General features: G+C 42.4%; 23 protein-coding genes and 1 pseudogene. 13 read left to right on the top strand and 11 right to left on the bottom strand.

The window, feature by feature from the left end:
- Positions 1-46: 46 nt before the first annotated feature.
- The 3 genes from ACIQZD_RS21680 (at position 47) to ACIQZD_RS21670 (ending at position 3,063) form a co-directional block, all read left to right on the top strand.
- Positions 47-301, top strand: coding sequence for a YgaB family protein (locus ACIQZD_RS21680; RefSeq protein ID WP_207439839.1), 255 nt, complete (start codon positions 47-49; stop codon positions 299-301).
- 233 nt (positions 302-534) lie between these two features.
- Entirely contained in the window at positions 535-1,065 is a 531-nt protein-coding gene (gene ntdP, locus ACIQZD_RS21675) for a nucleoside tri-diphosphate phosphatase (protein WP_048685440.1), read from the top strand.
- A 249-nt stretch (positions 1,066-1,314) separates the two neighbouring features.
- Positions 1,315-3,063, top strand: coding sequence for an ABC transporter ATP-binding protein (locus ACIQZD_RS21670; RefSeq protein WP_402906312.1), 1,749 nt, complete (start codon positions 1,315-1,317; stop codon positions 3,061-3,063).
- 73 nt (positions 3,064-3,136) lie between these two features.
- Here ACIQZD_RS21670 and ACIQZD_RS21665 read toward each other — a convergent pair whose 3' ends face one another.
- From ACIQZD_RS21665 to ACIQZD_RS21645, 5 genes are all read right to left on the bottom strand, one after another.
- Entirely contained in the window at positions 3,137-4,057 is a 921-nt protein-coding gene (locus ACIQZD_RS21665) for an EamA family transporter (protein WP_402906310.1), read from the bottom strand.
- A 294-nt stretch (positions 4,058-4,351) separates the two neighbouring features.
- Positions 4,352-4,699, bottom strand: coding sequence for a hypothetical protein (locus ACIQZD_RS21660; protein ID WP_402906308.1), 348 nt, complete (start codon positions 4,697-4,699; stop codon positions 4,352-4,354).
- Between the two features lie 13 nt (positions 4,700-4,712).
- On the bottom strand, positions 4,713-5,243 hold the full coding sequence (locus tag ACIQZD_RS21655) for an NAD(P)H-dependent oxidoreductase (RefSeq protein ID WP_063234827.1): 531 nt from the start codon (positions 5,241-5,243) through the stop codon (positions 4,713-4,715).
- 18 nt (positions 5,244-5,261) lie between these two features.
- A complete protein-coding gene (locus ACIQZD_RS21650; protein WP_402906305.1) occupies positions 5,262-6,881 on the bottom strand; it encodes a DHA2 family efflux MFS transporter permease subunit in 1,620 nt (539 codons plus the stop codon).
- A gap of 40 nt (positions 6,882-6,921) precedes the next feature.
- Positions 6,922-7,560, bottom strand: a complete 639-nt coding sequence (locus tag ACIQZD_RS21645) for a biotin/lipoyl-containing protein (RefSeq protein WP_402906303.1) — start codon at positions 7,558-7,560, stop codon at positions 6,922-6,924.
- Between the two features lie 325 nt (positions 7,561-7,885).
- Here ACIQZD_RS21645 and ACIQZD_RS21640 point away from each other — a divergent pair, with 325 nt between their 5' ends.
- Positions 7,886-8,344: a MarR family winged helix-turn-helix transcriptional regulator gene (locus tag ACIQZD_RS21640; protein ID WP_214747548.1), complete on the top strand. Its 459-nt coding sequence runs from the start codon at positions 7,886-7,888 to the stop codon at positions 8,342-8,344.
- A gap of 57 nt (positions 8,345-8,401) precedes the next feature.
- Here the strand turns inward: ACIQZD_RS21640 and ACIQZD_RS21635 are convergent, their stop codons facing one another.
- From ACIQZD_RS21635 to ACIQZD_RS21620, 4 genes are all read right to left on the bottom strand, one after another.
- Positions 8,402-9,493 carry an FUSC family protein gene (locus ACIQZD_RS21635; protein ID WP_214923327.1) on the bottom strand — a complete coding sequence of 364 codons (1,092 nt, stop codon included), beginning with the start codon at positions 9,491-9,493 and terminating at the stop codon, positions 8,402-8,404.
- A gap of 321 nt (positions 9,494-9,814) precedes the next feature.
- Positions 9,815-14,287 (bottom strand): glutamate synthase-related protein, encoded by a 4,473-nt coding sequence (locus ACIQZD_RS21630; RefSeq protein ID WP_402906299.1) that lies wholly within the window; start codon positions 14,285-14,287, stop codon positions 9,815-9,817.
- Positions 14,288-14,627: 340 nt separating this feature from the next.
- Positions 14,628-15,917 (bottom strand): glutamate-1-semialdehyde 2,1-aminomutase, encoded by a 1,290-nt coding sequence (locus ACIQZD_RS21625; protein ID WP_402906297.1) that lies wholly within the window; start codon positions 15,915-15,917, stop codon positions 14,628-14,630.
- A 143-nt stretch (positions 15,918-16,060) separates the two neighbouring features.
- A complete protein-coding gene (locus ACIQZD_RS21620) occupies positions 16,061-16,381 on the bottom strand; it encodes a hypothetical protein (RefSeq protein ID WP_402906295.1) in 321 nt (106 codons plus the stop codon).
- Positions 16,382-16,532: 151 nt separating this feature from the next.
- On the opposite strand from ACIQZD_RS21620, the gene ACIQZD_RS21615 reads away from it, so the two are divergent.
- Genes ACIQZD_RS21615 through ACIQZD_RS21605 form a run of 3 tightly spaced genes read left to right on the top strand, consistent with a single transcriptional unit; the run spans position 16,533 to position 19,170 of the window.
- Positions 16,533-17,540, top strand: coding sequence for an ABC transporter ATP-binding protein (locus tag ACIQZD_RS21615; RefSeq protein WP_034305344.1), 1,008 nt, complete (start codon positions 16,533-16,535; stop codon positions 17,538-17,540).
- Positions 17,541-17,588: 48 nt separating this feature from the next.
- Positions 17,589-18,380 carry an ABC transporter permease gene (locus ACIQZD_RS21610; RefSeq protein WP_402906292.1) on the top strand — a complete coding sequence of 264 codons (792 nt, stop codon included), beginning with the start codon at positions 17,589-17,591 and terminating at the stop codon, positions 18,378-18,380.
- Between the two features lie 4 nt (positions 18,381-18,384).
- Positions 18,385-19,170, top strand: a complete 786-nt coding sequence (locus tag ACIQZD_RS21605; protein ID WP_101225968.1) for an ABC transporter permease — start codon at positions 18,385-18,387, stop codon at positions 19,168-19,170.
- 42 nt (positions 19,171-19,212) lie between these two features.
- Here the strand turns inward: ACIQZD_RS21605 and ACIQZD_RS21600 are convergent.
- Positions 19,213-19,585: pseudogene (locus ACIQZD_RS21600) on the bottom strand (acyl-CoA thioesterase).
- 133 nt (positions 19,586-19,718) lie between these two features.
- Here ACIQZD_RS21600 and ACIQZD_RS21595 point away from each other — a divergent pair.
- The 5 genes from ACIQZD_RS21595 to perR all read left to right on the top strand — a co-directional run bounded on the left by ACIQZD_RS21595 (position 19,719) and on the right by perR (position 23,486).
- Positions 19,719-20,138 (top strand): potassium channel family protein, encoded by a 420-nt coding sequence (locus tag ACIQZD_RS21595; protein ID WP_101225970.1) that lies wholly within the window; start codon positions 19,719-19,721, stop codon positions 20,136-20,138.
- Between the two features lie 62 nt (positions 20,139-20,200).
- Positions 20,201-20,671 carry a thioredoxin-dependent thiol peroxidase gene (bcp, locus tag ACIQZD_RS21590; protein ID WP_402906289.1) on the top strand — a complete coding sequence of 157 codons (471 nt, stop codon included), beginning with the start codon at positions 20,201-20,203 and terminating at the stop codon, positions 20,669-20,671.
- Between the two features lie 11 nt (positions 20,672-20,682).
- A complete protein-coding gene (locus tag ACIQZD_RS21585; protein WP_402906287.1) occupies positions 20,683-21,804 on the top strand; it encodes an aminopeptidase in 1,122 nt (373 codons plus the stop codon).
- Positions 21,805-21,941: 137 nt separating this feature from the next.
- Positions 21,942-22,886 carry a D-2-hydroxyacid dehydrogenase gene (locus tag ACIQZD_RS21580; protein WP_402906285.1) on the top strand — a complete coding sequence of 315 codons (945 nt, stop codon included), beginning with the start codon at positions 21,942-21,944 and terminating at the stop codon, positions 22,884-22,886.
- 156 nt (positions 22,887-23,042) lie between these two features.
- The gene (gene perR / locus ACIQZD_RS21575) at positions 23,043-23,486 is read left to right on the top strand and encodes a peroxide-responsive transcriptional repressor PerR (RefSeq protein WP_076371177.1); all 444 of its coding nucleotides are present in this window, start codon (positions 23,043-23,045) and stop codon (positions 23,484-23,486) included.
- 100 nt (positions 23,487-23,586) lie between these two features.
- On the opposite strand, the gene ACIQZD_RS21570 is transcribed toward perR, so the two are convergent.
- Entirely contained in the window at positions 23,587-23,940 is a 354-nt protein-coding gene (locus ACIQZD_RS21570) for a YgzB family protein (RefSeq protein WP_101225973.1), read from the bottom strand.
- Positions 23,941-24,117: 177 nt separating this feature from the next.
- Between ACIQZD_RS21570 and ACIQZD_RS21565 the strand changes: the two genes are divergently transcribed.
- Positions 24,118-24,993: a nucleotidyltransferase-like protein gene (locus tag ACIQZD_RS21565; RefSeq protein WP_241593563.1), complete on the top strand. Its 876-nt coding sequence runs from the start codon at positions 24,118-24,120 to the stop codon at positions 24,991-24,993.
- Positions 24,994-25,263 lie beyond the last annotated feature (270 nt).

The raw sequence follows: 25,263 nt of genomic DNA, 5'->3' as shown, positions 1-25,263 counted from the left end.
AGAATATACATACTATAGAAAAAATACAGATTAGGAAGGTGCATTCATGGAGGAATTTAACCGGCTTATAAACAACCAGTTGAAAACGATGGATAAGCTTTTACTTTTACAATCCGAAATCGAAAGATGCCAAGATATAGAGAAGCAACTCCTTGCCCTGGAAGAGGAGATTGAAGCAGTCACCATTCAGGAAGAGATTCAACTCAAAAAGCAGGAATTGAAAAGTATCCATGATATGTTCGAGAAGCAAACGGAAGAAGTCATACGTTATTTTCAGCAAGGACAGGCAGCCATACGATAAATAACCGGCTAATTTCTTAGTTAAAATGGGTGGATGGTCAGACTTTTTCGACTTATTTACACATTTTCACTGGGAGATTAGCCACTTTTGTTTTAAATTTATGAATAAATCGCTATAATATAGGAATATAGGGTAAATGGAAAAAAGTATATATTTTAAATACACACAACAACTGCAAACGGAATAGGGCACAGTACGCTGTCAGGGTGTCTATAGAAAGTAGGGAGAGATAAATGGGGATTGTTCCTGCCGAAGGAGGAAAAATCCAAATCCATAGCTATAAACATAATGGACATATCCATCGTATCTGGGAAGAGACAACCGTTTTAAAAGGGACCCAAAATCTGGTGATAGCAGCGAATGACCGTACTATGGTAACGGAATCAGATGGAAGGACCTGGATTACGAGAGAGCCGGCGATTTGCTATTTTCATTCAAAGTATTGGTTTAATGTTATTGGTATGTTGAGAGAGGACGGGGTTTATTATTATTGCAATATCAGTTCGCCGTTCACATACGATTCGGGAGCATTGAAATACATTGATTATGACCTGGACATTAAAGTATTCCCAGATATGACGTTTAATTTGCTGGATGAGGATGAATATGAAAGGCATCGGAAAGAAATGAATTACCCGGATGCCATCGATTCAATATTGAAACAGAACGTAGACTATTTGATTTATATGATACGCCAGCGAAAAGGACCATTCTCCGCAGAGTTTATTGATAGTTGGTATGAACGCTTTTTAACCTATCGATGATAGAAAAGGCCTGCTGCTTAATTGGCAGGCTTTTTCATTGTGTAACATATCTACAAAACTGATTCAATCTATCCCGATGCAGGAACCATTAAAGTCCTTTAAATGTGTGTGAAAGTTTGTGAATGAAATCCTTTTGATACTTAATCATCGAAAAGGAAAATATAATTGGACAAGTGCTTATAAGATTCCAATTGACTGGTATGGACTTTTTTTCATTTGGATTTAATGATTCAGAAAAGGAGGGATTCCGTGGGGAGCATTAAGAGATATTTGCAATTCGTTAAACCATATAAATGGCAGATAATCGGGACGGTACTGATTGGATTGCTAAAGTTCGCGATTCCGCTTTTGCTTCCATTGCTCAGTAAGTATATAGTGGATGACATCATCGGAAATGGTGACCTGTCCAAAGCCGTGAAGTCCGAACGCCTTTTATGGGCAATGGCCATCATGATTTTCATTTTCGTTGCAGTTAGACCGCCGATTGAGTATTACAGACAATATTTTGCGCAATGGACCGGAACGAAAATCTTATATGATATTCGTAATGATTTATTTACTCATATACAGAAACTGAGTTTTAAATATTATTCCAATACAAGGGTGGGCGAGGTCATTTCGAGGATGATCACGGATGTGGAACAAACGAAGAACTTTGTCATCACGGGTTTGATGAACCTTTGGCTCGATATCGCAACGATCATCATAGTGATAGTCATCATGTTTACGATGGACGTGAAGTTAACCGTTGTATCGATCATCATGCTTCCATTTTACGCATTTTCGATTAAGCATTTCTTTGGCAAGCTGAGAACCTATACAAGGATTCGGTCCCAAGCGTTAGCTGATGTACAGAGTCACCTTCATGAAAGGGTTTCAGGGATGTCAGTCATCAAAAGCTTTGCGATAGAAGACAGGGAACAGGAATTGTTTGCGAAGCAAAACAAGAATTTCCTCGATAAGGCCCTAAAGCATACAAGCTGGAATGCCAAGTCATTTGCTGTCGTGAATACGATCACGGATATTGCGCCCTTGCTCGTTATAGGATTTGCCGGTTATCAGGTCATTCATGAACAATTGTCACTGGGTACCATGGTTGCCTTCGTCGGTTTTATTGACCGGCTTTATAATCCCCTCAGACGTTTAGTTAACTCTTCGACGACAATGACCCAGACATTGGCGTCCATGGACAGGGTTTTTGAGTTTGTGGATGAGAAGTATGATATCGATGACCAGCCAGGGGCGAAAGAGCTAAAGCATGTGGAAGGCCGAATAACCTTTCAGGATGTATCCTTTGCTTATGACGAGAAAGAGGCACCCGTTTTGAAACATATAAACTTGGATGTCAAACCAGGGGAAACCATTGCACTTGTCGGAATGAGCGGCGGCGGGAAATCCTCGATTGTCAGTTTGATTTCCCGTTTCTATGATGTGACGGAGGGAAGGGTATTATTGGATGGGACGGATATCCGTAAGTATCAAGTCCGCAGCCTAAGAGATAAAATAGGAATGGTTCTACAGGATAATATTTTATTTAGTGAATCGGTTAAGGCCAACATCCTTATGGGACGACCTGATGCAACTGATGAAGAAGTATTTGAAGCGGCAAAGGCGGCGAATGCCCATGACTTCATCATGGGTCTGAAAGAAGGATATGGAACGAAAGTCGGGGAGCGGGGAGTTAAATTATCCGGAGGCCAAAAGCAACGGGTGGCCATTGCGAGGGTATTTTTGAAAAACCCGCCAATCCTTGTTCTCGATGAAGCCACATCCGCATTGGATTTGGAAAGTGAACACTATATCCAGGAGGCGCTGGATATTTTAGCGAAAGACCGGACCACCATCATCGTGGCCCATCGGTTATCAACTATCACCCATGCCGATCGGATCGTTCATATCGATAATGGGGAAATTTCGGAAATGGGAACACACGAAGAACTTATGAAAAAGCAAGGGCATTACTACAACCTGTTTCAAGTACAACAATTGGATTCTTAAGAAGAATAGGAATAAAACAATATACAAAAGAAGACCATTCCGCTAACGGAATGGTCTTTCTTGTGCATGCACGTTATGAAATCCTTTTTTCATGCAGCGTTTTTTTTCTGTCAGTAAGGAATTGAGGCAGATGTTTTATCCCCTCAGGCAAGGCGATGCCTACGATGATCAAGCACATCCCGAACCATTGCAGTGACGTAACCTGTTCATTCAAGAAGATGACGGAAACGACCATCGCTGAAGGCAGTTCAGCAGCACAAAGAATCGTTCCAAGCCCGACACCCACTTTGGGCAAACTGATAGCAAAGAAAAGGAAAGGAACTAAAACACCCAATGTGCCGAGCAGCAGACCGTAGTACCATAGGTTCGTTTGGACAAGATTCGTCACAAGTGTGACGGGGTTAGTCGTGAATACAGCAGTCAGCATACCACCCGTTGCAATGAAAAACAGCCGTTTCATTGAAGATTCCCCAACTGCGAATTGAGAGTTGCAATACATATATAGCGCAAAAAGCAAGGCAGACAATAGACCGAACAATACGCCTTTTAGGCTTAAGCCGGATAGAGGCTGACCAAAGATAGCGCCTGCCAATAATGTTCCGATGAAGAGAACGAAAATGGCAATGAGTTTATTTTTATCCGGGCGTCTTTTATTTATGAAACTTTCAATAAGGACGCCTATCCAGGTAAATTGAAATAAAAAGACAACGGCAATCGAAGCGGGAAGCTCGGATACGGAAACGGCATATGCCTTTCCGACGAAAGTGGACATCATGCCCGTGATTAAAAGTAATCCGGCACTCTTCCATGAAACTTTATATTTAAACGAAAAAAGAAATAACACGGAGACAATCAGCCAACCGACGAGGTATTGACTGCCGACCAGTTCTCCGGATGAATGGCCATCCATGAATCCAAACTTCATCATGGTGGATAATGTGCCATATGAGATCGAACCGATTAAGACCATTATGGAATACTTCAAAAGTTGCATGTTTTTCACCCCTGTAAAAATAAAAATCGCCACCTGCCAAAAAGGCAAGTGACGAACGAAAAAAGGAAATCCTTTTAAAATTCCGTCTCTCAACAAAAGCTGAGTTTAAAAAAATGTTTGTGTTGCATTACCTTAGCTTAAAGTCTTTGTGAATATTTGTCAACCAGAAAAATAAGTTAAGCCTGCAGGTCGATCTTTAAGCTAAAGGTGGTGTAAGAGGTAGGAGATGTTCCTTTCACCCAAAGTAATTGAAAACCCCTAAAAAGGCGAATATGCCGAATGGGGTGAAGTGCTTCAATCGCCATATTGCCGGAAGTCTTCCAATGTACCACGGTATTCCTCGTCTTTCATTTTTCGAAGATTAGGCTTTTTTTCTGCAGTTGGCTCATCATTTGGCTTTTGATTGTGAAGCTTGGAAAGTGCCAAACGATAATCCTGATCTTTCATTTTCAATTCATCATTGTCTGTTGGGGAGATGATTTCGCTAACGGAATCATCAGCCGAAGAGAAAGCGGACTCTTCCAACGAGTTCTCTTCCTCGATTGCCGGCGGCTTACCTTCAGGCGATAAGGCTTTGATATTGTATGTGATCAAGCCCGTAACCGCTAATATGGCAACGATGATAATTAGAATTATGCCCATTGAATCAAGCCTCCTAGAGCTCGTTTATGAATGAACGGGTGACATGGGCAACCCGTTTTCCTAATGCTTCTCCAAGCTGCAAGTCATTTTTGGTAATGTTGTCATCCACACCGGGCGGACAGCTTATCCCTACTCCATAGTAGGAACCATATAAGGCGTTTTCCGGGACAGTGCCGGGCAAGCCGACAATGATCATGCCTTGATGAAGCATAGGGGTGATTAAGTTCAGCATGGTGGCCTCGAGTCCGCCATGTACGGTGGCCGTCGTACAGAACACAGCACCCACTTTATTGATCAGCGCACCTTCCGCCCATAGATACCCAAGTTTATCGATCCATGTTTTCAAACTCGAACTGATGGTGCCGAAATGACCGGGACAGCCCCAAATGATGGCATCCATTTCCTGGAGCTTATAAACATCCGCCTCGTTCACATGGTCAATGAGAACCTCAGCGCCAGGGACCGCGGCGGCCCCTTGAGCTATTGATTCGGCAAGTGCTTTCGTATGGTTGCCTTCACTGTCGTAAACAACATAGATCTTCATTTTTATTCCCCCATTAAATTAAACCGATTTTTTTACTGGTGAAGGAAGCAAAGGTACATCCAAATGTTCTTGTTTAGCTTTTTTCATTGCTTTGTCCTTCCGAACGTCACGCAAAAACAGTGAAAGAACGATACCGGCAATTGCGAAGCCTGTTGCCCAAAAGAATGCATCGTTGATTCCCATCACATTTGCTTGACCCTGGATTTGTGAAGAAATAAGCGACATGGCAGTTTCCTGTGCTTGTTCACTAGTTTGATTCATCGAACTCATGATGGATTGAACGATTGTTTGGAAATTCTGAACAAATCCGGGATCACTCGTACTCATTTCCGTTCCTAAAGCAGTTCCATGGAAAGAAGCACGGGTAGTATAAATGGTCGTCACGAAGCTCGTACCAATGGCTCCGGTCACTTGTTTAAGCGTGTTGCTCATTGCCGTACCATGTGTATTCAAATGCTTAGGAAGCTGGTTCATCCCAGCAGTCATGATCGGCATCATCAGTAAAGACATTCCAAGTGCGCGGATGGCATAGATGATGACCAAAGTCGAATAGGTTGTTTCCGTAGTCAATTTAGCGAATTCGAAGGTTGTGACGGCAGTAATCGCTAAACCAATTAGTGCTAATGGACGAGGTCCGATTTTGTCAAATAATGCTCCTGAAATGGGTGACATCACCATCATCACAAGGGCTCCGGGTAACATCAATAGGCCGGATTGAACTGGTGTGAAGCCTCTTAAAGTCTGCAAATATATAGGCAATAAGAATATCCCGGTAAACATGGCCACTGTGACGATGGCGGAAATGATATTCGATAATACGAACATGTCATACTTAAATACACGGAAGTCGAGCATAGGTGTTTCCGATTTTAGCTGTTGAACCACAAAAAGCGTCAAAAGGATCAGCCCGATGATGATCGTTCCAAGAACGATGGGATCCGTCCAGCCTTTGGAACCCGCTTCACTGACACCGTAAAGTAATGATGCAACTCCCAGTAAGGATAGAGACGCACCCAACAAATCCAATTTGATTTTCTTTGGTTCTGCTACATTACGCATACTAAAAAAGGCGAGTGTCATGACTATCATGCCTAATGGCACCATTGCGTAGAACATGACCCGCCAGCTATATTCCTGAATGACCCAACCAGATAAAGTCGGGCCGATTGCAGGGGCAAACATAATGGCAAGTCCAAAGATTCCCATTCCTTTCCCGCGCATTTCCGGAGGGAAGATGAAAAGAATGATCGTCATGACCAATGGCTGCAGGATCCCGCCGCCAGCCGCCTGAATCAGCCGGCCTGTAAGGATGACAGGGAAATTTGGTGCGATGCCGCAGATGAATGTCCCGACGGTGAATAAAAACATGGCAGCAAGGAATAAAATGCGCGTGCCAAACCGTTCTATTAAAAAAGCGGACAGTGGGATCAAGGCTCCATTCACGAGCATGAATCCAGTTGATAACCATTGAATCGTAGTCGCAGCTACATTGAATTCTGCCATCATCCTGGGCATGGCGACACTAAGCAGGGTTTGATTCAAAATGACCATGAACAAACCTAGCATTAAGATAATTAACATGGGGGCAAACTGCTTCATTCCCTTGTTTTCATTTACTGTGATGGTTTGAGAAGCCATTTAAAGAAAAGCCTCCTTTCTGTATAACTGTGTAGCCATTTTATTTAGTTGAAATCTTCACTTCTGCGTTCATTCCAGGCAGAACTTTATCGGATGGTGCTTTGATGGAAATTTTAACTGGTACTTTTTGGGTGACTTTCGTATAGTTTCCGCTGCTGTTTTGATTGCCCATCACTGAAAAGACAGACGTTGTAGCATAACCGATTTGTTCCAATGTACCTTCGAAGACAGTATCGGGATCTCCATCGATGATAATATCTACGGTTTCACCTTTTTCGATATCCTTCAATTTATTTTCTTCAATATTAGCCGTTATGGACAGATCATCCATATTGATGGTCTGAGCCAGCGTTTGACCCGCTTGAACAAGCTGCTCATCATGCACTTGTGTTTTAACGATTGTACCTTGAGCTGCGGTTTTTACCGCTTCTTTTCCGTCTAAGGTTGTTACATTGGCAACATTGTCATCCTTACTTACACTGTCTCCTTCATGTAAGTCCCAATCTGCTAGTTTACCTGCAGCGGGGGCAACGATGGTATATAGCTCTCCCGACACTTTCGCTTCATCCGTTTTAATGAAATTCGTGCTTTCATAATAGTAATAAGCCCCACCGGCTAGTACCGCTATGATAATAACCAAACCAATGACATTGATTAAAACTAAACGTCCTCTATTCACTTGTTTCGCCTCCAAAAAATATTGATGATGTATTCCTTTTTTCGATACTGTTCATTAGCTAGAAATGACACCCCTCCTATTCTAATGTTTATTTGTTAAATTAAATAAATATTAACTTTTATAAGTATTAATATTATTAAGTAAAGAGTTTACCAGTTTAATTATTTTTTGTCATGTAATTTATTCGGAATATTAGTGGGAAATAAATACAGTAAAAATAGTAAAAATTTGAATTTTTTTTAGTTTTAAGGATATATGGAAAGTAAAGTTGACATTGGAATGCCATTTAATTAAATTTAAGAGGTAGGATTGTCCTATATAAGGAGTGAGAAGGCTGGAATTTAAATGGGAAGTAACTAATAGTATAGAAATGCAGATTTTTCGGATTAGGAAGAAGCTTAGGGCCATCGTTGCAAAAAATCTTCAGCCTTATGGATTAACATCGCCTCAGTTTTTCATATTATTGATATTGAAAAAAGAGGGGTCGATCAAATCGACCCAGCTGGCTGACTTCTTAACCGTTAAGCCAAGTGCGATTACCGTATTTGTAGATAAGTTGGTCGAAATGGATTATGTAAAAAGGCAGCCCTCTGATAAGGATCGCAGGGTCATCAACCTTGAATTGAAAGAAGCAGGGGAAGCGATTTTGGGGAGAGTCCTTGCGGAGCATAACCAATTGATGGGCAAGAACTTCAATTCATTCTCAGAAGATGAGCTGCAGGATCTTTTGAAGAAATTGGATACGATTGAAAAGGCGGCAGATAAGAACCTTTTGGATGATTGAATGAGGGGCATGCTCTAAATAGAGACGAAAAAAGACGGTTCCCGGGAACCGTCTTTTTTAATCTTCTTCATAATGGACAGATATTTCGTTATCTTCCTTATGGAAGGACTGGAAGCTGACGATCAGCTTTTCAAGATGTTCCAATTGCTCGTCATATTCTATGACCGCAGAAATCAATGGTACAAGGCGGGCAGAGAGATGGCCCAGATTATCATGCATTTCGTCCACTTGATTCTGCTGTTCGAAAAAGTGGGCGAGCAGCTCTTTACGACTTAAACAATCCTGGTCCCAATCTTCAATCTCCTCGATGGACTTGATCTTTTCGATATGCAGTAATATCAACTGTTCATGCTTGCGGATCAAGGAATCAAGCTGCTGTAAGATACTCCGTTGGAAATCCTCAGGCATTTGATATACTTCATTTTCGAATTTATGGATTCTCTTCAAGGTTTCAAACGCTTTTTTGGTCGTTATGATCATTTGCCGATAAACGACAAGCTTTCTGGCTTTAGCTACACTGTTCTTCTTGAAATATTCCCGTTCCTCTTTGTACATGGAATAGATATGTTCCAGATCGAGTAACTCCGCCTTCAATCGGCTGATGTCTTTTTTTAATAAAGTGTGTTCTGTAGCATGTCTTGTGCTGATTCTAATCCATTTCAAGATGTCTTCGGTTACATCTGTAATGCGTGTATACAGCTTTGCTTCATATTTTGGAGGAATGAAAACCAGATTCACGATAAACGAAGAAACGATTCCAAGCAAAACGGATGAGAGACGAATAAAGGCAAAATTCAGGAATTCCCCGTCCTGGCTTTCCATGATGGCGATGACCGTCACGATGGAAAGGACGATCGTTTTATCCATTTTCAATTTTAAATTGATGGTTATGACAACCATTACGGCAAGACCGATCATAAAAATATCATTTCCGAACAACAAAACGAAGGAGACAGCAACCAATGCGCCAATGATATTTCCTTGAATTTGCTCCAACACCGTTTGATATGAACGGTAAATGGTCGGCTGTATTGCAAAAATTGCAGCAATCCCAGAAAGGACAGGAGCAGGAAGGTTAAGCAGTTCCGAGAGATAAAGCGCTAAAACGATTGCTATTCCTGTTTTGAGAATGCGGGCACCAAACTTCATATATGGGTTAATCCTTTCTTTGTATTGTAATGGATCGTGGCTCTATTTATATATAGGCTTCTGCTTAAAGTTGTATTCTAACTTATTTGTTAGTACTTTACACTAAAATAAGAAGATGTAAACAAAAAGTAATATACAGGATTTCCCTAAGAGTTACAATAGCTAAAATCAAGTTTAATATATAAAGAAACGATAGGCAATTTCTTGATTGCTTTCAAGTTTGTTTTTCCATCGTTTGAAGACATTCCAGAGGTATATGACTGGAAAAGGCTGATGCTCGCATTAAAGAGCATCAGCCTTTATTTATATATATTTTCGGCATCACTCCGTAGAAACAGCAGGGTCCGCCTGTTCTTTAACTGGAACGACCTGAAGGAAGTGCTCTTCAGGATTTTGAAGCAGTGCCTCTAAAGAGGCCGCTTCTTCGGTTTGGCCATGATCTTTCAAGAGGGCCGTGTATTTGCCCAGAAGTTCGGCCACATCCTGCAAGCCCCTTGCGGATAGGGGCTCAATGGAAATCTTTGCCCCTTTCGCAACCCGCTTCTTAATGACCTCTTTCGTTAATCCAGATTCAGGCTGTTGCCGTAAATAAACGACACCGCCTGTCATCCCTGCGCAAATCCATGGACCGGGATCTCCCAGAACCAAACCTCTTCCATTTGTCATGTATTCAAAAGCGAATCCCTTTATATTGGAAGTTACCGCAATATTACCGGTTTCCTTTTTAGGAAGCGGTTGTTTCAATAATCCTCCAATGATCATATCCGCTCCGGAAAGCCGGATTCCCGCCCTGGCATCGGCATCACCTTGGGCAATGAGAAGACCATGCTGTGCACCGTAACCAAATCCCTTGCCTACAGAGCCATTGTAGAACTTTCCATCTTTTCCTGGAGATTTAAAGATGGCAATATTTCCGCCAATCGATGTTTTGCCGATACCATCCTGGGCACCGCCATTCACGCTGATTGAAATTCCCTCCGTATTGTATGCCCCGAGTCCATTACCCGGGATGGAACCATCCTGGTAGGATAGGTGAACGGGGGGAAGTTTTTTGTATGATCCGTCCAATCTGCCCCTAACGCGGTGACAGGACACCCTGCTGCCGAGTACACGCTGCTCGGAAGTGATAGAGCTATAGCTGCGGGATTGCTGCAGATCATCTACATGCGAATCAAGATATTCAGCGCCAACGGCTACCTGCATGGAGCCTTCATTCAAATATGCCGCCGTTTCCTTATGTGAGAACGGTGTTATATCCAAGTTTTTCAATAAATAGGTTAAATCCAATGATTGTTGACCTTTAACTTGCTGCAGTAAATCAGAACGTCCGACGATATCCTGAAGATTCTTCACCCCAAGTGATCCGGTCAAAGATTTGAGTTCTTTTGCAAATGCACTGAACATATTCGTTAATCCCTGAACGGCTAAATCAAATTTTCGTGGAACAAAACGGCGCAGCCCGTGTTCTTTCGCCTGTGCTTCCGATTCAATTTGTGTGGCGATGCCCACATGGCAAGTATCAAGGTGACATCCGCGGCACGTTGTACAGCCGACGGCAATCATCGAAAGGGTTCCAAAACCTACACGGTTTGCACCAAGCAGCATTAGCTTCAATACATCCATCGAGCTTTTTAACCCACCATCAGCCCAAATTTCGACATTCTGTCTGATACCTGACTCAAGCAGCGCATTATGGGCGGCTTTCACGCCTATCTCAACTGGCAGACCGACATGTGCGAGTGCATGGATCCTGGCAGCACCCGTTCCGCCATCAAAACCGGAAAGCGTTATGATATCGGCCCCCGCTTTTGCGACGCCGACAGCAATCGTACCAATGTTTGGAACGACCGGTACTTTGACGGCAACTTTTGCCTTGTCGTTTGCCGTTTTTAGCTCATGGATCATTTGGGCCAAATCTTCAATTGAGTATATATCATGATTATTGGAAGGGGAGATCAAATCGGAACCGATTGTTGCATTTCGGGCTTCTGCGATTTTCGCTGTGACCTTGGAACCTGGAAGGTGACCGCCTTCACCAGGTTTTGCCCCTTGACCAATTTTAATTTCCAATAGATTTGAAGAGTTCAATAGTTCTGCATTGACACCGAAACGCCCGGAAGCTATTTGCTGTCCGCGGGATTTCGGGTACTTGCCAAGCATATCCTTTATTTCCCCGCCTTCACCATTCATGCTGATCATGCCTAACCTCTCGGCAGCTTCTGCATAGGCACGGAAAGCAATCTCATTTTGTGATCCAAAAGACATGGAGGCTATGACGAACGGCAATTCCTGTTCGCCGACAGAAAGACTGACTTCTTCAGAAGGGATGGTAGCATCTGAAGTTTTTAATGATGTCAAGTGGCGGATCGTCGTAGGATTGGATTCTTCCTGTTCGGTGATCTTTTCGCGATAAGCATCATAGTCCCCGGTTGAAGCAACTTCCCCGATAGACTTCCAAATCCTTGGGAACAAATGGAAGGTTTTGCCCATCCGTTCTTTTTCATTGCCGTAATCTTCTGCACGCTGGATGGCATCGGCCTTGATTTTATCAAAATTATAGTCCAGATCATTGGATCCGAAGAAGTTAGCCACATTTAAATATTTCGCGATTTCCTCATGTAAACCGATGCTTGAGAAAAGTCTTCCATAGCCGCGCAGCTCATGAATGCCAATGGTGGAGATGACTTTCTCAAGACCTTTCGTCAAGGAGTTATATAGATTGGTAACCCCCTTGAGGTCATCCGAAGATAAGGAAAGGAACATATAATAGGGGCTGATTAAGTTGGCCCCAAGACCATAAGAAACGATGATATCATGCAGTGACCTTAGCGATGCTGAACGTAAAAGGATGGAACAATCACGGCGCTTCCCTGTGCGGACCAACGCTTGATCGACGGCTGAAGTGACAAGGTGGGGATCAAGCCAAAGGTTTCCGTTTTGATGGGCAAGGGCATCATCCAAAACGAGCAGCGTTTTTCCTTCATCCACTGCATTGACACTTTCATCCGTAATCCTGGTCAAGGCATCCGTGATGTTTTCATCCTCTTTGAACGTGCTTGAAATGAAGTGCACGAGTTTTTGATCTTGGTTATATTTAATGAACTGATCATAGCTTGGCTGCGATACGATAGATGAACACTCATAACCCGTTGACCCTTCAATCAATAAGGGAGTCAGCAGCTCCGTAACCTTTCCTGCCTTATTCGCTTCGAAAAGGGAAGGACGTTTTCCGATGATCGTTCTTGTTGAGAAGTGCTCGGTTTCCCGGTCCCGGTCGATCGCAGGGTTGGTTACAACGGCCACACTTTCCTTAATGAAATCAGCAATGTTGGTCCGTTGGGGATTAAGTGCTGCGAGTGGCGCATCATGACCAAGTGAACGAATGGGCTCAGCGCCTTTTTCGGCCATCTGTTCCACTAATTGGACATGCTCCCTCTCCCACCCAAAGGCTTTATACTGACCATTATGAATGGCTTGCGTATTTGTCATGGAGACAACCTTTTCAAACACTTGGGGCTGTAAGCGGACTCTGTCATTGGAAAGGACGAAGCGATCATTGAAGAGTTCAAATACTTTATCCTGGTAATCCTTGTATGTGTACAATTCAATACGGTCGCCGTTCCATTTCAAACCGATTTTTTCCCCTGGCCCCATCGGTTTCGGATCTCCGGTATATTCACTGGAAGGGATGATTCCTGGTTCGGAAGTGAACATATAAGATGATTCCGTTTCAATATTCCATAGCGGGCGCAAGCCTAAAGAGTCGACTGAGAACACGGCTTCATCGCCGAAACGGGAGATGATGCCTGCCGGACCTTGTGCAAAATGACCCCATGCTTCCCTTAAATACGTATATAAGTCTTGTAAGTGCTCGGGATATTCCTTGATTTCATTGATGATTGGCGGGAACATAAGATCGACAGCTTCAAATAAAGAGTAGCCATGACGGCAGATGAAAGTTTCGATCGTCTTGTTTAAATCCTGTGAGTCGCTTCCGTCTTTAGCGATGGGAACTCCGATCATTTTCGCTTCATCACGCAATTTGGCGATGGTATTGATTTCGCCATTATGACCAAGTACACTGAAAGGCTGGACCCGGAAGAAGCTTGATAGAGTATTAGTTGAAAAACGATTATGCCCCAGTGTCATGGTGGAGGCAGCCAAAGGGTCGGCAAGATCAAGATAATAGGCAGGGAGCGTATCTCCAGCACCCATCACTTTGTATACCGCATGATGCTGGCTTAAAGATGCAACATGGATGAAATCACTTTTTTCGATGTCGGAAGTCAGCTCAAAAAGAACATTTGAAAGCTCCTGGTTGTTATTGATGGTGGAGGAACAGGCAAATTGCCAGAACACTGGGTCTTCTTGAATGGCAATCGGTCCCAATGCCTCGGAACGGTAGGCTTTATCCGTTTCGAATATCAATGAGAGACCATGTTGGAGCAGTTTCTCCTTGACTTCGATTTTTAAGTCGTTAGCTTCTGTTTTTTTGCTTAAAAATAAATGGCCGACTATGAAGGAATCTTGATCGACGATGCTTGAATCGACATTTACCGCTTCAAGCTTCTTTTTCCAAAGAGCCCGGGGAATATCGATATGGATGCCGGCGCCATCGCCCTCACCATTGATGAAGCCGCAGCGATGGTTCATTTTAACCAGGGCGTCGATACAGGCAAAGATGTTTTCGTTAGTAGGGATCTTCTTTTTTTCGATGCAGGACACGATACCGCAGGCATCATGTTCTTCCTTGTGAAATTCTTTGAATGTAGCAGGTGTCCATTGTTGGGTCATATATGTGGCTTGAATAAGGTTACCCTTATTCTCTGCCTTTCACCTCCTGTAGCATGTGTTTAATGGGGGAAATATTAGTAAACCCGAACAATAGTCCAAGTTTTGATAGATTGAAAGAAAGTGTATAAATGTATATAAATGTATCCATATCATATCATTTAAATATTCAGAAATCAATTTTTTATACAATGGACTGGATGCTGTAATTGGTGGGATTTTTGTAAGGAGTGGCTTCAAATGCCAATATTAAAGATTTATTACAGGGAAATAAGAAACCCTCAAGATTGATGTACATCCTGAGGGTGTATAAAAAAATGCATAATTATGCTGATTCGATTTATTATATTAGGTTTTTGAATGCATGTTCAACCGCTTTTAGAGTATAAGCGATATCATCATCCGTGTGAGCAATCGTCAAGAACCAGGCTTCATATTTGGACGGTGCCAAATTGATTCCCTGGTTGAGCATGAGCTTGAAGAACTTAGCGAACATTTCGCCATCCGTATTTTCCGCCTGCTCATAGTTTTCAATTTTTTCTGTAGTGAAATAGATCGTCAACGCCCCTTTAAGGCGGTTGATGGTGATCGGTACATTATATTGGCGGGCTGCTTTCAGGATACCTTCTTCAAGGATTTTCCCCAGCCGGTCCAGCTCTTCATACAGCCCCTCTTCTTTAAGTACTTCTAAGCAAGCTATCCCGGAAAGCATGGAAGCCGGATTTCCTGCCATCGTACCCGCTTGATAGGCTGGTCCCAGCGGTGCGACAGAATCCATGATCTCTTTTTTACCGCCATAGGCACCAATAGGAAGCCCGCCCCCGATGATTTTTCCAAGCGCGGTCAAATCGGGTTGAATTCCCAAAAAGTCCTGTGCCCCTCCGTACATGAAGCGGAACGCTGTGATGACCTCGTCGAAAATGACTAGTGATCCGGCTTCATGAGATAATGAAATGACTTCTTCCAAAAAGCCGGGGCTTGGTTCCACGATTCCGAAGTTGCCGACGATCGGTTCAACCAGCACGCCAGCAATTTCATTGCCCCATTTATCCAGTGCTTCTTTAAATGGCTCAATATCATTGAAAGGTACCGTGATGACTTCTTGTGCGATGCTTTTGGGAACGCCGGCAGAGTCCGGTGTACCTAAAGTGGATGGGCCGGAACCTGCAGCGACGAGAACAAGGTCGGAGTGTCCATGATAACAGCCTGCAAACTTGATGATCTTATCGCGTCCTGTGTAAGCGCGGGCAACGCGGATGGTGGACATGACGGACTCGGTTCCTGAATTGGTGAAGCGGACTTTATCCATGGATGGGATGGCTTCTTTCAACATTTTGGCAAATTTGACTTCATGTTTGGTCGGTGTGCCGTATAAAACGCCCGTTTCTGCTGCTTTAACGATCGCCTCCGTAATATGTGGATGCGCATGACCTGTGATGATCGGGCCATATGCTGCTAAGTAATCGATATATTTATTGCCATCAACATCCCAGAAATAAGCACCTTTGGCATGATCCATCGCAACAGGTGAACCGCCGCCTACAGCTTTGTAGGAACGGGATGGGCTGTTAACCCCGCCAACGATATGTTCCAATGCCTCTTTATGTAAAAGCTCCGAATTACTAAAATCCAATCTTAAAACCTCCTAAAAATATAAACATATTTCCCCTTAATCATAGCACTTTTCCGTCCGTAAATCTGGGGTCGAAGGCTGGGAAATGTGATTCATTCACTGATGCAAGAGCTGCAGCCTATAAGCATCAGGGTTCCGGGCCTTCATTTTGTTTGCGAAATAGGGTCGGATTTCAAAACTCCTGTTATGAAAGTAAGAATGGCCAAGATGGTGTCAGGGTTTTCGATGTCGAAGGATTGGCGGTTCATTTCGCCCTGGGCTTGGTAATAGATTAGCTGGCCGGTTCCTTTCTCTTCATTAATGCGAAGGTGGAAACTGATGGGTGTGCTTTCGATCGACCCGCTGGAATCCCTTTGGATGACCTGGCATAATAATTCACCGTACTCATCTTCATAAAGGAAGTCATATCGAAGGTCGAAAACGACCTTTTCAATTTGGGATAGTAATAATTTTTTGATATTCATAGCATACTCGTCTCCTTTATATATTTTTCTGGTACAACGGCCATTTTCTCCCTGAAAATGGTATATGGCATCCAAGCATTTTTATTGTCTTAAAAGGAGGGTTTGGATAAACTAATTCATTAGGACAAGAGATTACGGAGGATGTAACAGGATGAGTGATGCAATTCAAGTGAAACAGCTTCGGAAGGAATTTAAGTCGGCATCAAGCCGTTCAGGGCTAAAGGGTGCCTTCCGGGATTTACTTACCAGAAATTATAAGGTCGTCCCTGCCGTCAATGATATCAATTTTACTGTAAAAAAGGGTGAGATGGTAGCTTATATCGGGGAAAATGGTGCAGGGAAATCGACCACGATCAAAATGCTGACAGGTATTTTGGAACCGACAGCAGGTGAAATCACGGTCAATGGCATGAATCCGCATAAAGAAAGGGAAAAGTTCACTCAAACAATCGGAGTCGTATTCGGTCAGCGCTCACAGCTTTGGTGGGATATTGCGGTTCAAGAATCGTTTAGGCTGTTAAAAAAGGTCTATAAGGTTACGGATGAACAATATAACGATCATATGGAACATGTCATCAAGACGCTTGATATCGGTCCTTTGCTGGACAAACCAGTGCGTAAACTCTCGCTTGGTCAGCGAATGCGCTGCGAGCTTGCCGCAGCCTTGATCCACAATCCGCCTTTGCTGTTCCTGGATGAGCCGACAATTGGACTTGATGTGCTCGTGAAAATGAAGATTCGTGAGTTCCTGAAAGAAATCAATGAGAAATATAATACGACAATCCTTTTGACTACACATGATTTAGGAGACATTGAAGCATTATGTGAGCGTGTAATCATGCTTGATGAAGGACAAATCATCTATGATGGGGAATTGCAGAGTTTGAAGGATAACTGGGCTGAGGAAAAACAGATCCATTTTCAATTCATCGAGCCGATTGCATTGAAGGAATTACAATCATTAGCGCTCCCATTTACCGCTAACTGGGTTTATGATGAGAAAAATCAAACTTACATTGCCTTGTTGAAAGAAGAAAGTGATCATATTTCACAGCTTGTTTCAGCTGTCGTATCACATTTTAAAATAAAAGACATCAAAATCCATGAAACGTCCATTGAAGAGATCGTTCGCAATATTTACGAAGAAGGCACTGTCTGACTCTCTTATCATTAAGAAACAACGTGTCTATCAAGAAGGGGGAGGGCCATGGGGAAGTATCTTGCCATGATCCGCATGCGTTTTTTAATGATGCTTGCGTATCGAACGGATTATTATACGGGCATTTTAATTTATAGCATTAATATCGGTGCTTATTATTTCTTATGGAATGCGATATATGGAGAAAAAAGCTCCATCGAAGGACTTTCAAGCATGCAGATGACAACCTATGTCGCGGTTGCATGGATGGCGCGCGCTTTTTATTTCAATAATATTGACCGCGAAATCGCCACTGAGATTAAAGACGGCAAGGTTGCCATTGAAATGATAAGGCCTTATAACTATTTAGGCATGAAAACGATGCAAGGACTTGGGGAAGGGATATTCCGTTTCTTCTTCTTCTCGATTCCGGGGATGCTGCTGGTAGCTTTCATTTTCCCTATCGAATTGCCGCACGAGCCGGCTACGTGGGGGATGTTCGGTATTTCCTTGCTGTTCAGCTTCATCATCAATACACAAATCAACTTATTGACGGGAATCACTACCTTTTTCTTATATAATAATGCCGGATTAATCCGCGCTAAAAGGGTTATCATTGATTTATTTTCCGGTCTGCTGCTGCCCATCAGTTTCTATCCTATTTGGGCGCAGGAAGTGATGGAATATTTACCCTTTCAAGGGATCAGCTATGTACCAAGCATGATTTTTACGAACGGGTACAGTTCAGGCGAAATTGGCATGGCGCTTTTACAGCAGTTAATTTGGTGCATCATTCTCATAATACCGATTCAGCTTTTATGGATAGTCGCAAAAAAACAGCTGATTATTCAAGGAGGTTGACGGGATGTTTTATGTATCGATGTTTTTTCAATATGTGAGTCAATATATGAAAACAAGACTGCAATATAGAGCCGATTTCTTCATGGAAATCCTATCTGACCTGCTGAATCAGGTCGTGAATCTGGTATTTATCTTAGTCGTTTTTGGACATACCCAATTTTTAAGCGGCTGGAGCCGTGAAGAAATCATATTCATTTATGGATTTTTCCTTATCCCATTCGCCCTTTTTTCAGCTTTTTTCAACATCTGGGATTTTAATGACCGCTATATCGTCAAAGGTGAAATGGACCGGATATTAACCAGACCGATACATAGCCTGTTTCAAGTCATTTTAGAAAGAATCGAGCTTGAAGCGTTATTTGGTGTTGTGACCGGATTGATCATTATATTCTATTCGGGGATTTCATTGGATCTGCAGCTTGCGTGGTATGACCCGATTCTTTTCATCATTTTTGCAATAGGCGGGGCCCTTGCTTATGCAGCCATATTCGTTGCGATAGCAAGCATTGGTTTCTGGTCGGATGCGAAAACATCCATCATGCCTATGATGTACAATATCGGGAACTATGGGCGCTATCCTGTTGATATTTATAATAAGGTCATTCGTTTTGTCCTTACATGGGTGCTGCCATTCGCGTTTGTTGGTGTCTATCCGGCATCTTATTTCCTTAGAAAAGAAGAGTGGTATGCATATGCATTTGCCACACCTGTAATTGGGGTAGCCTTTTTCATGATATCCGTATTCATATGGAATCAGGGAGTGAAGAGGTACCGCGGGGCAGGGAACTGAAAGAAACCCCTTCAACAGTATTCATGTTGAAGGGGTTTTTGTTTAGTTGCGTTTATCCTTTCTTTCAATATATCTTGCTTGTGCGTATAGCTGCTTTTCCTCTTTGGTTTCCGGAATGACCTACATTAGTCGGCTTACCGTCTTCATCGATGGCCAGCATCGTTAAAGAAGCACGGGCCGTAAGTTGTTTCTCACCTGTTAATAGGTTCTCGCGCTCCACTTTCACGAATACTCCATTGATGTGCGATGGGCACAGGTGACATAAGCTTCAAGGTTGATCGCATTCCCCCGTCTTGATGGGGGCCAAAAAATCAAAAGAGTTGCTTGAAGCGGTCACAACGGGTTTTCGACAATGGCGCATAGCTCAAATGCAGGCTATTTTATCAACATAGGCCATTACTTTCCCGCCAAAGATGGTATTGTGATGATTTGTATCCGGTTATTAGGTGTGTAGGTGATAAGGATGAGGTCTGTTCCTAAAATAGAATATATTGTTTGGACAGGGAGTATGTATAGAGGAAGTGGCGTTTTGAAATGGGGCGTGGGGGATGACTTTCTACATCTTGATTGCAGGAATCATTTTTTGCATGGTGATGAGCATTCGTACGTTATTTCTTGTTGAGTCGGGAGGAAAGAAGTTTTCTCTGGAGGATATGCTGTGGCTTGGGAATTTATATGCGACGATATTAGTTGGGTTTGCACTGATTTATTTATTATACGAACTTCAGAATCATTCGGTGATTCTTGATATGGGCAATCGATTGGATGGCACTTTCTATGAACAGTTGAAGACTTCTTTTTATTTTAGTGCGATGACGATGTTTTCTGTAGGGTATGGAGATATAGCCCCGATTGGCATGGGCAGGATGATAGCTACGATTCAGGCTTTCATCGGTTATACACTGCCGGCAGCGTTCGTGATCCGGACGGTGATTGATCTGGAGCATAAAGATAGGAAGGATAAATGAAAGTTGTGTTTCTTTCGATTATTGGGTACTCTTACCATAATGAAAGAAATGGAGGGTTCAATATGACTGTTAAAATTGGAGAAAAAGCACCTGATTTCAAGCTCCCTGCAAACAATGGTGAAATGGTGTCCCTATCAGATTTTAAGGGAAAATATATTGTTTTATATTTTTATCCAAAAGACATGACGCCAGGTTGCACGACGGAGGCCTGTGATTTTCGGGACCATAATGAGCAATTTGAGGAATTGAACGCGGTCATCATTGGAATAAGCCCAGACCCAGCTGCACGTCATGAAAAATTCATCGAAAAACATGGATTGCCTTTTCTGCTGCTGGCTGATGAAAATCATGAAGCGGCTGAAATCTTTGATGTGTGGCAATTGAAAAAGAACTTCGGCAAGGAGTATATGGGCATTGAACGTTCAACTTTCCTGATTGATAAGGCTGGTAAGGTAGTCAAAGAATGGCGTAAAGTAAAAGTCAAAGGCCACGTCGAAGAAGCTCTTCAAACTCTTCGCGACCTCGAAAAATAAGGGACAGGCAGATGAAGGATGAGCGAATAACGAAGCTTGCAGCCAGGCTGATTCATCATTCGATACAATTACAGCCAAAAGAGAGAATCCTCATACGGGGGCATATCAACACGAAACCATTATTGAAAGAGCTGATTGATGAAATTTACAGAGTGGGTGCTTACCCATATGTAGAACTCGAAGACGATGAAATAAGCCGCCACCTGTTACAAGGGAATGTAAAGGAACAACTTGACACCTCTTCGCAATGGGCCTTGAAGAAATATAAGGATATCGATGCGGTCATCATCATCACCGGGGAAGAAAACGATGTGGAAATGAACGATGTTCCCATCGAGAGGCACCGTCTTCAAGGGGAGGCTATGAATTCGCCCACTCTTTTCTATGTAAACAACCGACGTTGGGTCTTGCTTAATTATCCCACCAACGCATCAGCGCAAAAAGCCGGCATGACCTTCGACAGGTACGAAGATTTTCTTTTGAATGTATGCAACATGGATTACGGGAAAATGGAGACGGCCTTGAAACCGTTAAAACAATTGATGGAACGAACTGATAAAGTCAGGATCGTTTCGCCAGGAACAGATTTGACCTTTTCCATCAAAGGTATGCCGGCCGTCATATGTGCCGGAAAAAAGAATTTACCGGATGGGGAAGTGTTTACGGCACCCATAAAAGATAGTCTCAATGGAAGGATATCCTTCAACACACCAACAACCTATGAAGGATTCACCTTTAGTGACATAGAATTAAACTTGGAAAAGGGAAAAATCATTAAAGCTACTTCCAATCGTGACTCTGAAATGAACCAAATTCTTAATATTGATGAAGGGTCCCGGTTTATCGGGGAGTTCGCAATTGGGATCAATCCATACATATTGGAACCTATGGACGATATCTTGTTCGATGAGAAAATAAGCGGGAGTCTGCACTTGGCTCTTGGACTTTCCTATGAAGAAGCGGATAATGGAAACCGATCATCGATTCATTGGGATATGGTTTTGATTCAGCGGCCCGAATATGGGGGTGGTGACATCTTCTTTGACGACGTCCTGATCAGAAGGGATGGCGTTTTCATTTTGCCGGAATTAGATGCATTAAACCCAAATTCCTTAAAATATAGCCTTTTTTAATAAGGCTAAGGCTTTTGTCCAACTCAAAAAGGGGACACCTGAATATGCTTTATTAAGGGAATACCTCCTCAGAGAAAGTTGCGCGGGACACATAGAGCCCGTGTTTTTTTTATGTTAATTAAAAGGGAGAGATAAACATGTTAATACTTTCAACTGTCATTCCGAATGAAGGCATCCAAAAGAAGATGACGGCAGCTTTTCCTGACTTGAGCTTCATTTATCAAAAAGGATGGACGGATGGGCCGCTTCGTGAAGCGGAAATCTTAATTACATATGGTGAAGACTTAACTGAAGAAATCATTGGGAAAGCTGAAAACTTGAAATGGATCATGGTCATGAGTGCAGGGATGGAATTAATGCCATTTAAAGCCATAGAGAAACGGGGCATTCTGGTGACGAATGCTAGAGGCATTCATAAAATCCCGATGGCAGAGTATACGATAGGGATGCTTTTGCAATACGAAAAGAAATTGAAACTGCTTATGAAGAATGAAAAGGAAGAATTGTGGGATAGAAAGATTGAAGTAGGGGAATTGAATGGCAAGACGATGCTTGTTATTGGTGCGGGTGCAATTGGAGGGGAAGTGGCTCGTCTGGGGAAAGCCTTTGGGATGACGACGATAGGAGTGAACCGGAGCGGTAAACCAGTGGAATCCATCGATCACCTTTATGCCCTGGATAATTTATTGGAAGCCATACCGGGAGCCGATTATATCGTATCCGTCCTGCCAAGTACGGATGAAACGAAGGGCCTTCTGCAAAAAGAACACTTTGAAGCAATGAAAGAAACTGCAGTATTCGTGAATATTGGCCGCGGAGACCTGATTAACGATGAAATGTTGATCGAAGCGCTGGATGCCGGGGAATTATCTCATGCCATCTTGGATGTATTTGATCCGGAACCTATAGGGAAAGGGCATCCGTTTTGGAGGATGGAGAATGTTACAGTCACTCCGCATCTTTCAAGTAAAAGCGGAGAATATTTACCAAGAACCTTTGCCATATTCGAAAAAAATATGCGTGAATACCTGAAAGCTGGAAAAGACTTCACCAACGTAATCGACTTATCCAGGGGATACTAAACTCAATGCAAAAATGGGAAAGATTCAATGTGTTCATGAATAAACTAAAAAAGAATGGTTAAGCCATTGAATTATTGACAAATTCAACGCATAAAAGGTACACTATTTATAAACATTATAATTTAAGAATGCATACTTAATGAGAAAAAGAGGTGGATGACGGTGTCTGAAGTTCAGTTAAAAGAAGCGTTGGATTCCTTAAAAGATACCGGTGTAAGAATAACTCCTCAACGCCATGCGATACTTGAGTATTTGATAAGCTCCATGTCCCACCCTACCGCTGATGATATATATAAAGCGCTGGAAGGCAAGTTTCCGAATATGAGTGTGGCAACGGTTTATAACAACCTGCGTGTGTTCCGTGAGGTAGGTTTGGTAAAAGAACTTACGTATGGTGATTCTTCGGCAAGGTTTGATTTTGTAACGACGAATCATTATCATGTAATTTGCCAAACTTGCGGGAAAATTGTGGATTTCGATTATCCTGCATTGGATGAAGTCGAGCACTTCGCAGCACAAGTCACCGGTTTCAATGTTAGTCACCATCGGATGGAAATCTACGGCGACTGTACGGATTGTGCGAAAAAAGAATCGCATTAAAAAAAGTTCCTCCACTTGGTTGGAACTTTTTTTCATGTTATGAAGAAATGATACAATTGTTAAAGACTTCTTTAAAGGGTATTCAGCTAGCCGAATTCCTTTAGTCATGCAGGCTTTTCCGGTTATATTTTTCGTTGAATTCTTCGCCTTCCAACTTTTTGTCAAGTGTCAATGGTTCTTCACAATGCATGCAAATATCTACACGCCCTAGTATTTTTGTAGGTTTGCCGCAGTTAGGACAGACAACCTGGATCGATTTTGTGGAAAGCATTCCAATCCAAAAATAAACCCCTGTACTTGCGATTATGAATAAAAGGCCCAGCCCCATGAAAATCGTCATGACAACAGGATGCGTTTTGAAGAAAAGCCCCAGGTACATTACGATGAAGCCGATGAAAATCAAACTCAAAGCAAAAGTGCGTATTTTATTGATTTTGCTAGAATATTTAGCCATGGATTGTCCCTCCTAACATATAACTTTAACTATAACATAAACAATGGATGGAACAAAAAAGAAATAAAGGATACATATTACTTTTGAATTGAGATGGTTTGGGGTAAGGGACATAAGCAGGAATTTGAAGAGTTTTGTCGAAAATCTAAAAAAAAAAAGGTTTTGGAGGAATTTATGATGGAAGATATCCTTCGCCCGATTTATCAAGAGCGAGCAAGTTTAAAATCTACACTTGGAATCTTGTTAATAGAAAAAAGGGATGATAATAGCCCGATTACCGATACATTTGACTACATCCTTTTTGTGATTGCAGACGAAGCCGAAGAGGCCGTGTTTTTAAAACATTACACTTACCGGGATAAAAAGGCAGCCTTACATATCGTAAAGGAAGACCAATTAAAAGAATGGCTTCTATTAGGTACGAACCGCAAAGTGGTTGACTGGATATATAACGGGAAGGTTCTTTTTGACCGGAATGAATATTTGGACCGTTTGAAAACAGAAATCCGGGAGTTCCCCTTCTATGGAAGGAAGTTAAAGATGGGGATGGAGTTTGCGAAGTTAATTCGCAGGTACATGGATGGGAAAAGCTTCTTTGAAAAAGGCCATTATCTGGAGGCATACAACCATATCGTTCATTCCCTGCATCACTTGGCCCGTTTGGAAATAATAGAACAAGGTTTTTATCCGGAGGTTACGGTCTGGAACCAAGTGAAGCATATGGAACCTGAGATCTATAAGTTGTATAAAGAATTGATCAGCAGTGAGGAAACTCTCGAAAAAAGATTGGAGCTTCTATTCCTTGCGAGCGAATTTCTTATTTATTCGAGGACGAATGCAGGTTCACAGCATTTGGTCGAAATAATGGGGACGAAAGAAGATCCGTGGACGATTGCGGAGCTTATGGAGCATCCGGAAGTTAAGTTTTATTCAGTCGACCTGGGTGTTTTATTGGAATATTTGATAGAGAAGAAGGTAATCGACGTCATCAAAGCGGAGACAAAAGGTCACGAGGTATATCACCGGTTTTATCGGGTATCAAAAAACTTTTAAAAAAATGCATTTTTATTGTTGACCAATAGTAATATAGGTGTTATATTAATACATGTCGCTGCGGGACATCAGCTTTCGCAGCTTCATCAAAATAAAAAAACTTAAAAAAACATGTTGACAACAACGTTGAAGACATGATAAGATGTAAAAGTCGCTTACGAAGTAAACGACAACGAAATTGCTCTTTGAAAACTGAACAAAACAAAGCGCCAACGTTAAATTTTAAGTGAGCACACACTATCAAAAAAGCAAATGAGCAAGTCAAACATT

The organism is Peribacillus sp. NPDC096447, from assembly GCF_044762725.1.
Taxonomy (GTDB): Bacteria; Bacillota; Bacilli; order Bacillales; family DSM-1321; genus Peribacillus.
The sequence above is the reverse complement of the archived record's forward strand: the minus strand, read 5'-3'. Positions and strand labels throughout refer to the sequence as shown.

What these genes read in the sequence shown, in the direction of transcription:
- ACIQZD_RS21665 (WP_402906310.1), bottom strand. Translation starts at nt 4,057, where the DNA reads ATGCAACTTTTGAAGTATTCCATAATGGTCTTAATCGGTTCGATCTCA.
- ACIQZD_RS21650 (WP_402906305.1), bottom strand. Translation starts at nt 6,881, where the DNA reads ATGGCTTCTCAAACCATCACAGTAAATGAAAACAAGGGAATGAAGCAG.
- ACIQZD_RS21585 (WP_402906287.1), top strand. Translation starts at nt 20,683, where the DNA reads ATGAAGGATGAGCGAATAACGAAGCTTGCAGCCAGGCTGATTCATCAT.
- ACIQZD_RS21660 (WP_402906308.1), bottom strand. Translation starts at nt 4,699, where the DNA reads ATGGGCATAATTCTAATTATCATCGTTGCCATATTAGCGGTTACGGGC.
- ACIQZD_RS21620 (WP_402906295.1), bottom strand. Translation starts at nt 16,381, where the DNA reads ATGAATATCAAAAAATTATTACTATCCCAAATTGAAAAGGTCGTTTTC.
- ACIQZD_RS21655 (WP_063234827.1), bottom strand. Translation starts at nt 5,243, where the DNA reads ATGAAGATCTATGTTGTTTACGACAGTGAAGGCAACCATACGAAAGCA.
- ACIQZD_RS21605 (WP_101225968.1), top strand. Translation starts at nt 18,385, where the DNA reads ATGTTTTATGTATCGATGTTTTTTCAATATGTGAGTCAATATATGAAA.
- ACIQZD_RS21570 (WP_101225973.1), bottom strand. Translation starts at nt 23,940, where the DNA reads ATGGCTAAATATTCTAGCAAAATCAATAAAATACGCACTTTTGCTTTG.
- ACIQZD_RS21610 (WP_402906292.1), top strand. Translation starts at nt 17,589, where the DNA reads ATGGGGAAGTATCTTGCCATGATCCGCATGCGTTTTTTAATGATGCTT.
- bcp (WP_402906289.1), top strand. Translation starts at nt 20,201, where the DNA reads ATGACTGTTAAAATTGGAGAAAAAGCACCTGATTTCAAGCTCCCTGCA.
- ACIQZD_RS21615 (WP_034305344.1), top strand. Translation starts at nt 16,533, where the DNA reads ATGAGTGATGCAATTCAAGTGAAACAGCTTCGGAAGGAATTTAAGTCG.
- perR (WP_076371177.1), top strand. Translation starts at nt 23,043, where the DNA reads ATGACGGTGTCTGAAGTTCAGTTAAAAGAAGCGTTGGATTCCTTAAAA.
- ACIQZD_RS21630 (WP_402906299.1), bottom strand. Translation starts at nt 14,287, where the DNA reads ATGACCCAACAATGGACACCTGCTACATTCAAAGAATTTCACAAGGAA.
- ntdP (WP_048685440.1), top strand. Translation starts at nt 535, where the DNA reads ATGGGGATTGTTCCTGCCGAAGGAGGAAAAATCCAAATCCATAGCTAT.
- ACIQZD_RS21635 (WP_214923327.1), bottom strand. Translation starts at nt 9,493, where the DNA reads ATGAAGTTTGGTGCCCGCATTCTCAAAACAGGAATAGCAATCGTTTTA.
- ACIQZD_RS21580 (WP_402906285.1), top strand. Translation starts at nt 21,942, where the DNA reads ATGTTAATACTTTCAACTGTCATTCCGAATGAAGGCATCCAAAAGAAG.
- ACIQZD_RS21565 (WP_241593563.1), top strand. Translation starts at nt 24,118, where the DNA reads ATGGAAGATATCCTTCGCCCGATTTATCAAGAGCGAGCAAGTTTAAAA.
- ACIQZD_RS21595 (WP_101225970.1), top strand. Translation starts at nt 19,719, where the DNA reads ATGACTTTCTACATCTTGATTGCAGGAATCATTTTTTGCATGGTGATG.
- ACIQZD_RS21680 (WP_207439839.1), top strand. Translation starts at nt 47, where the DNA reads ATGGAGGAATTTAACCGGCTTATAAACAACCAGTTGAAAACGATGGAT.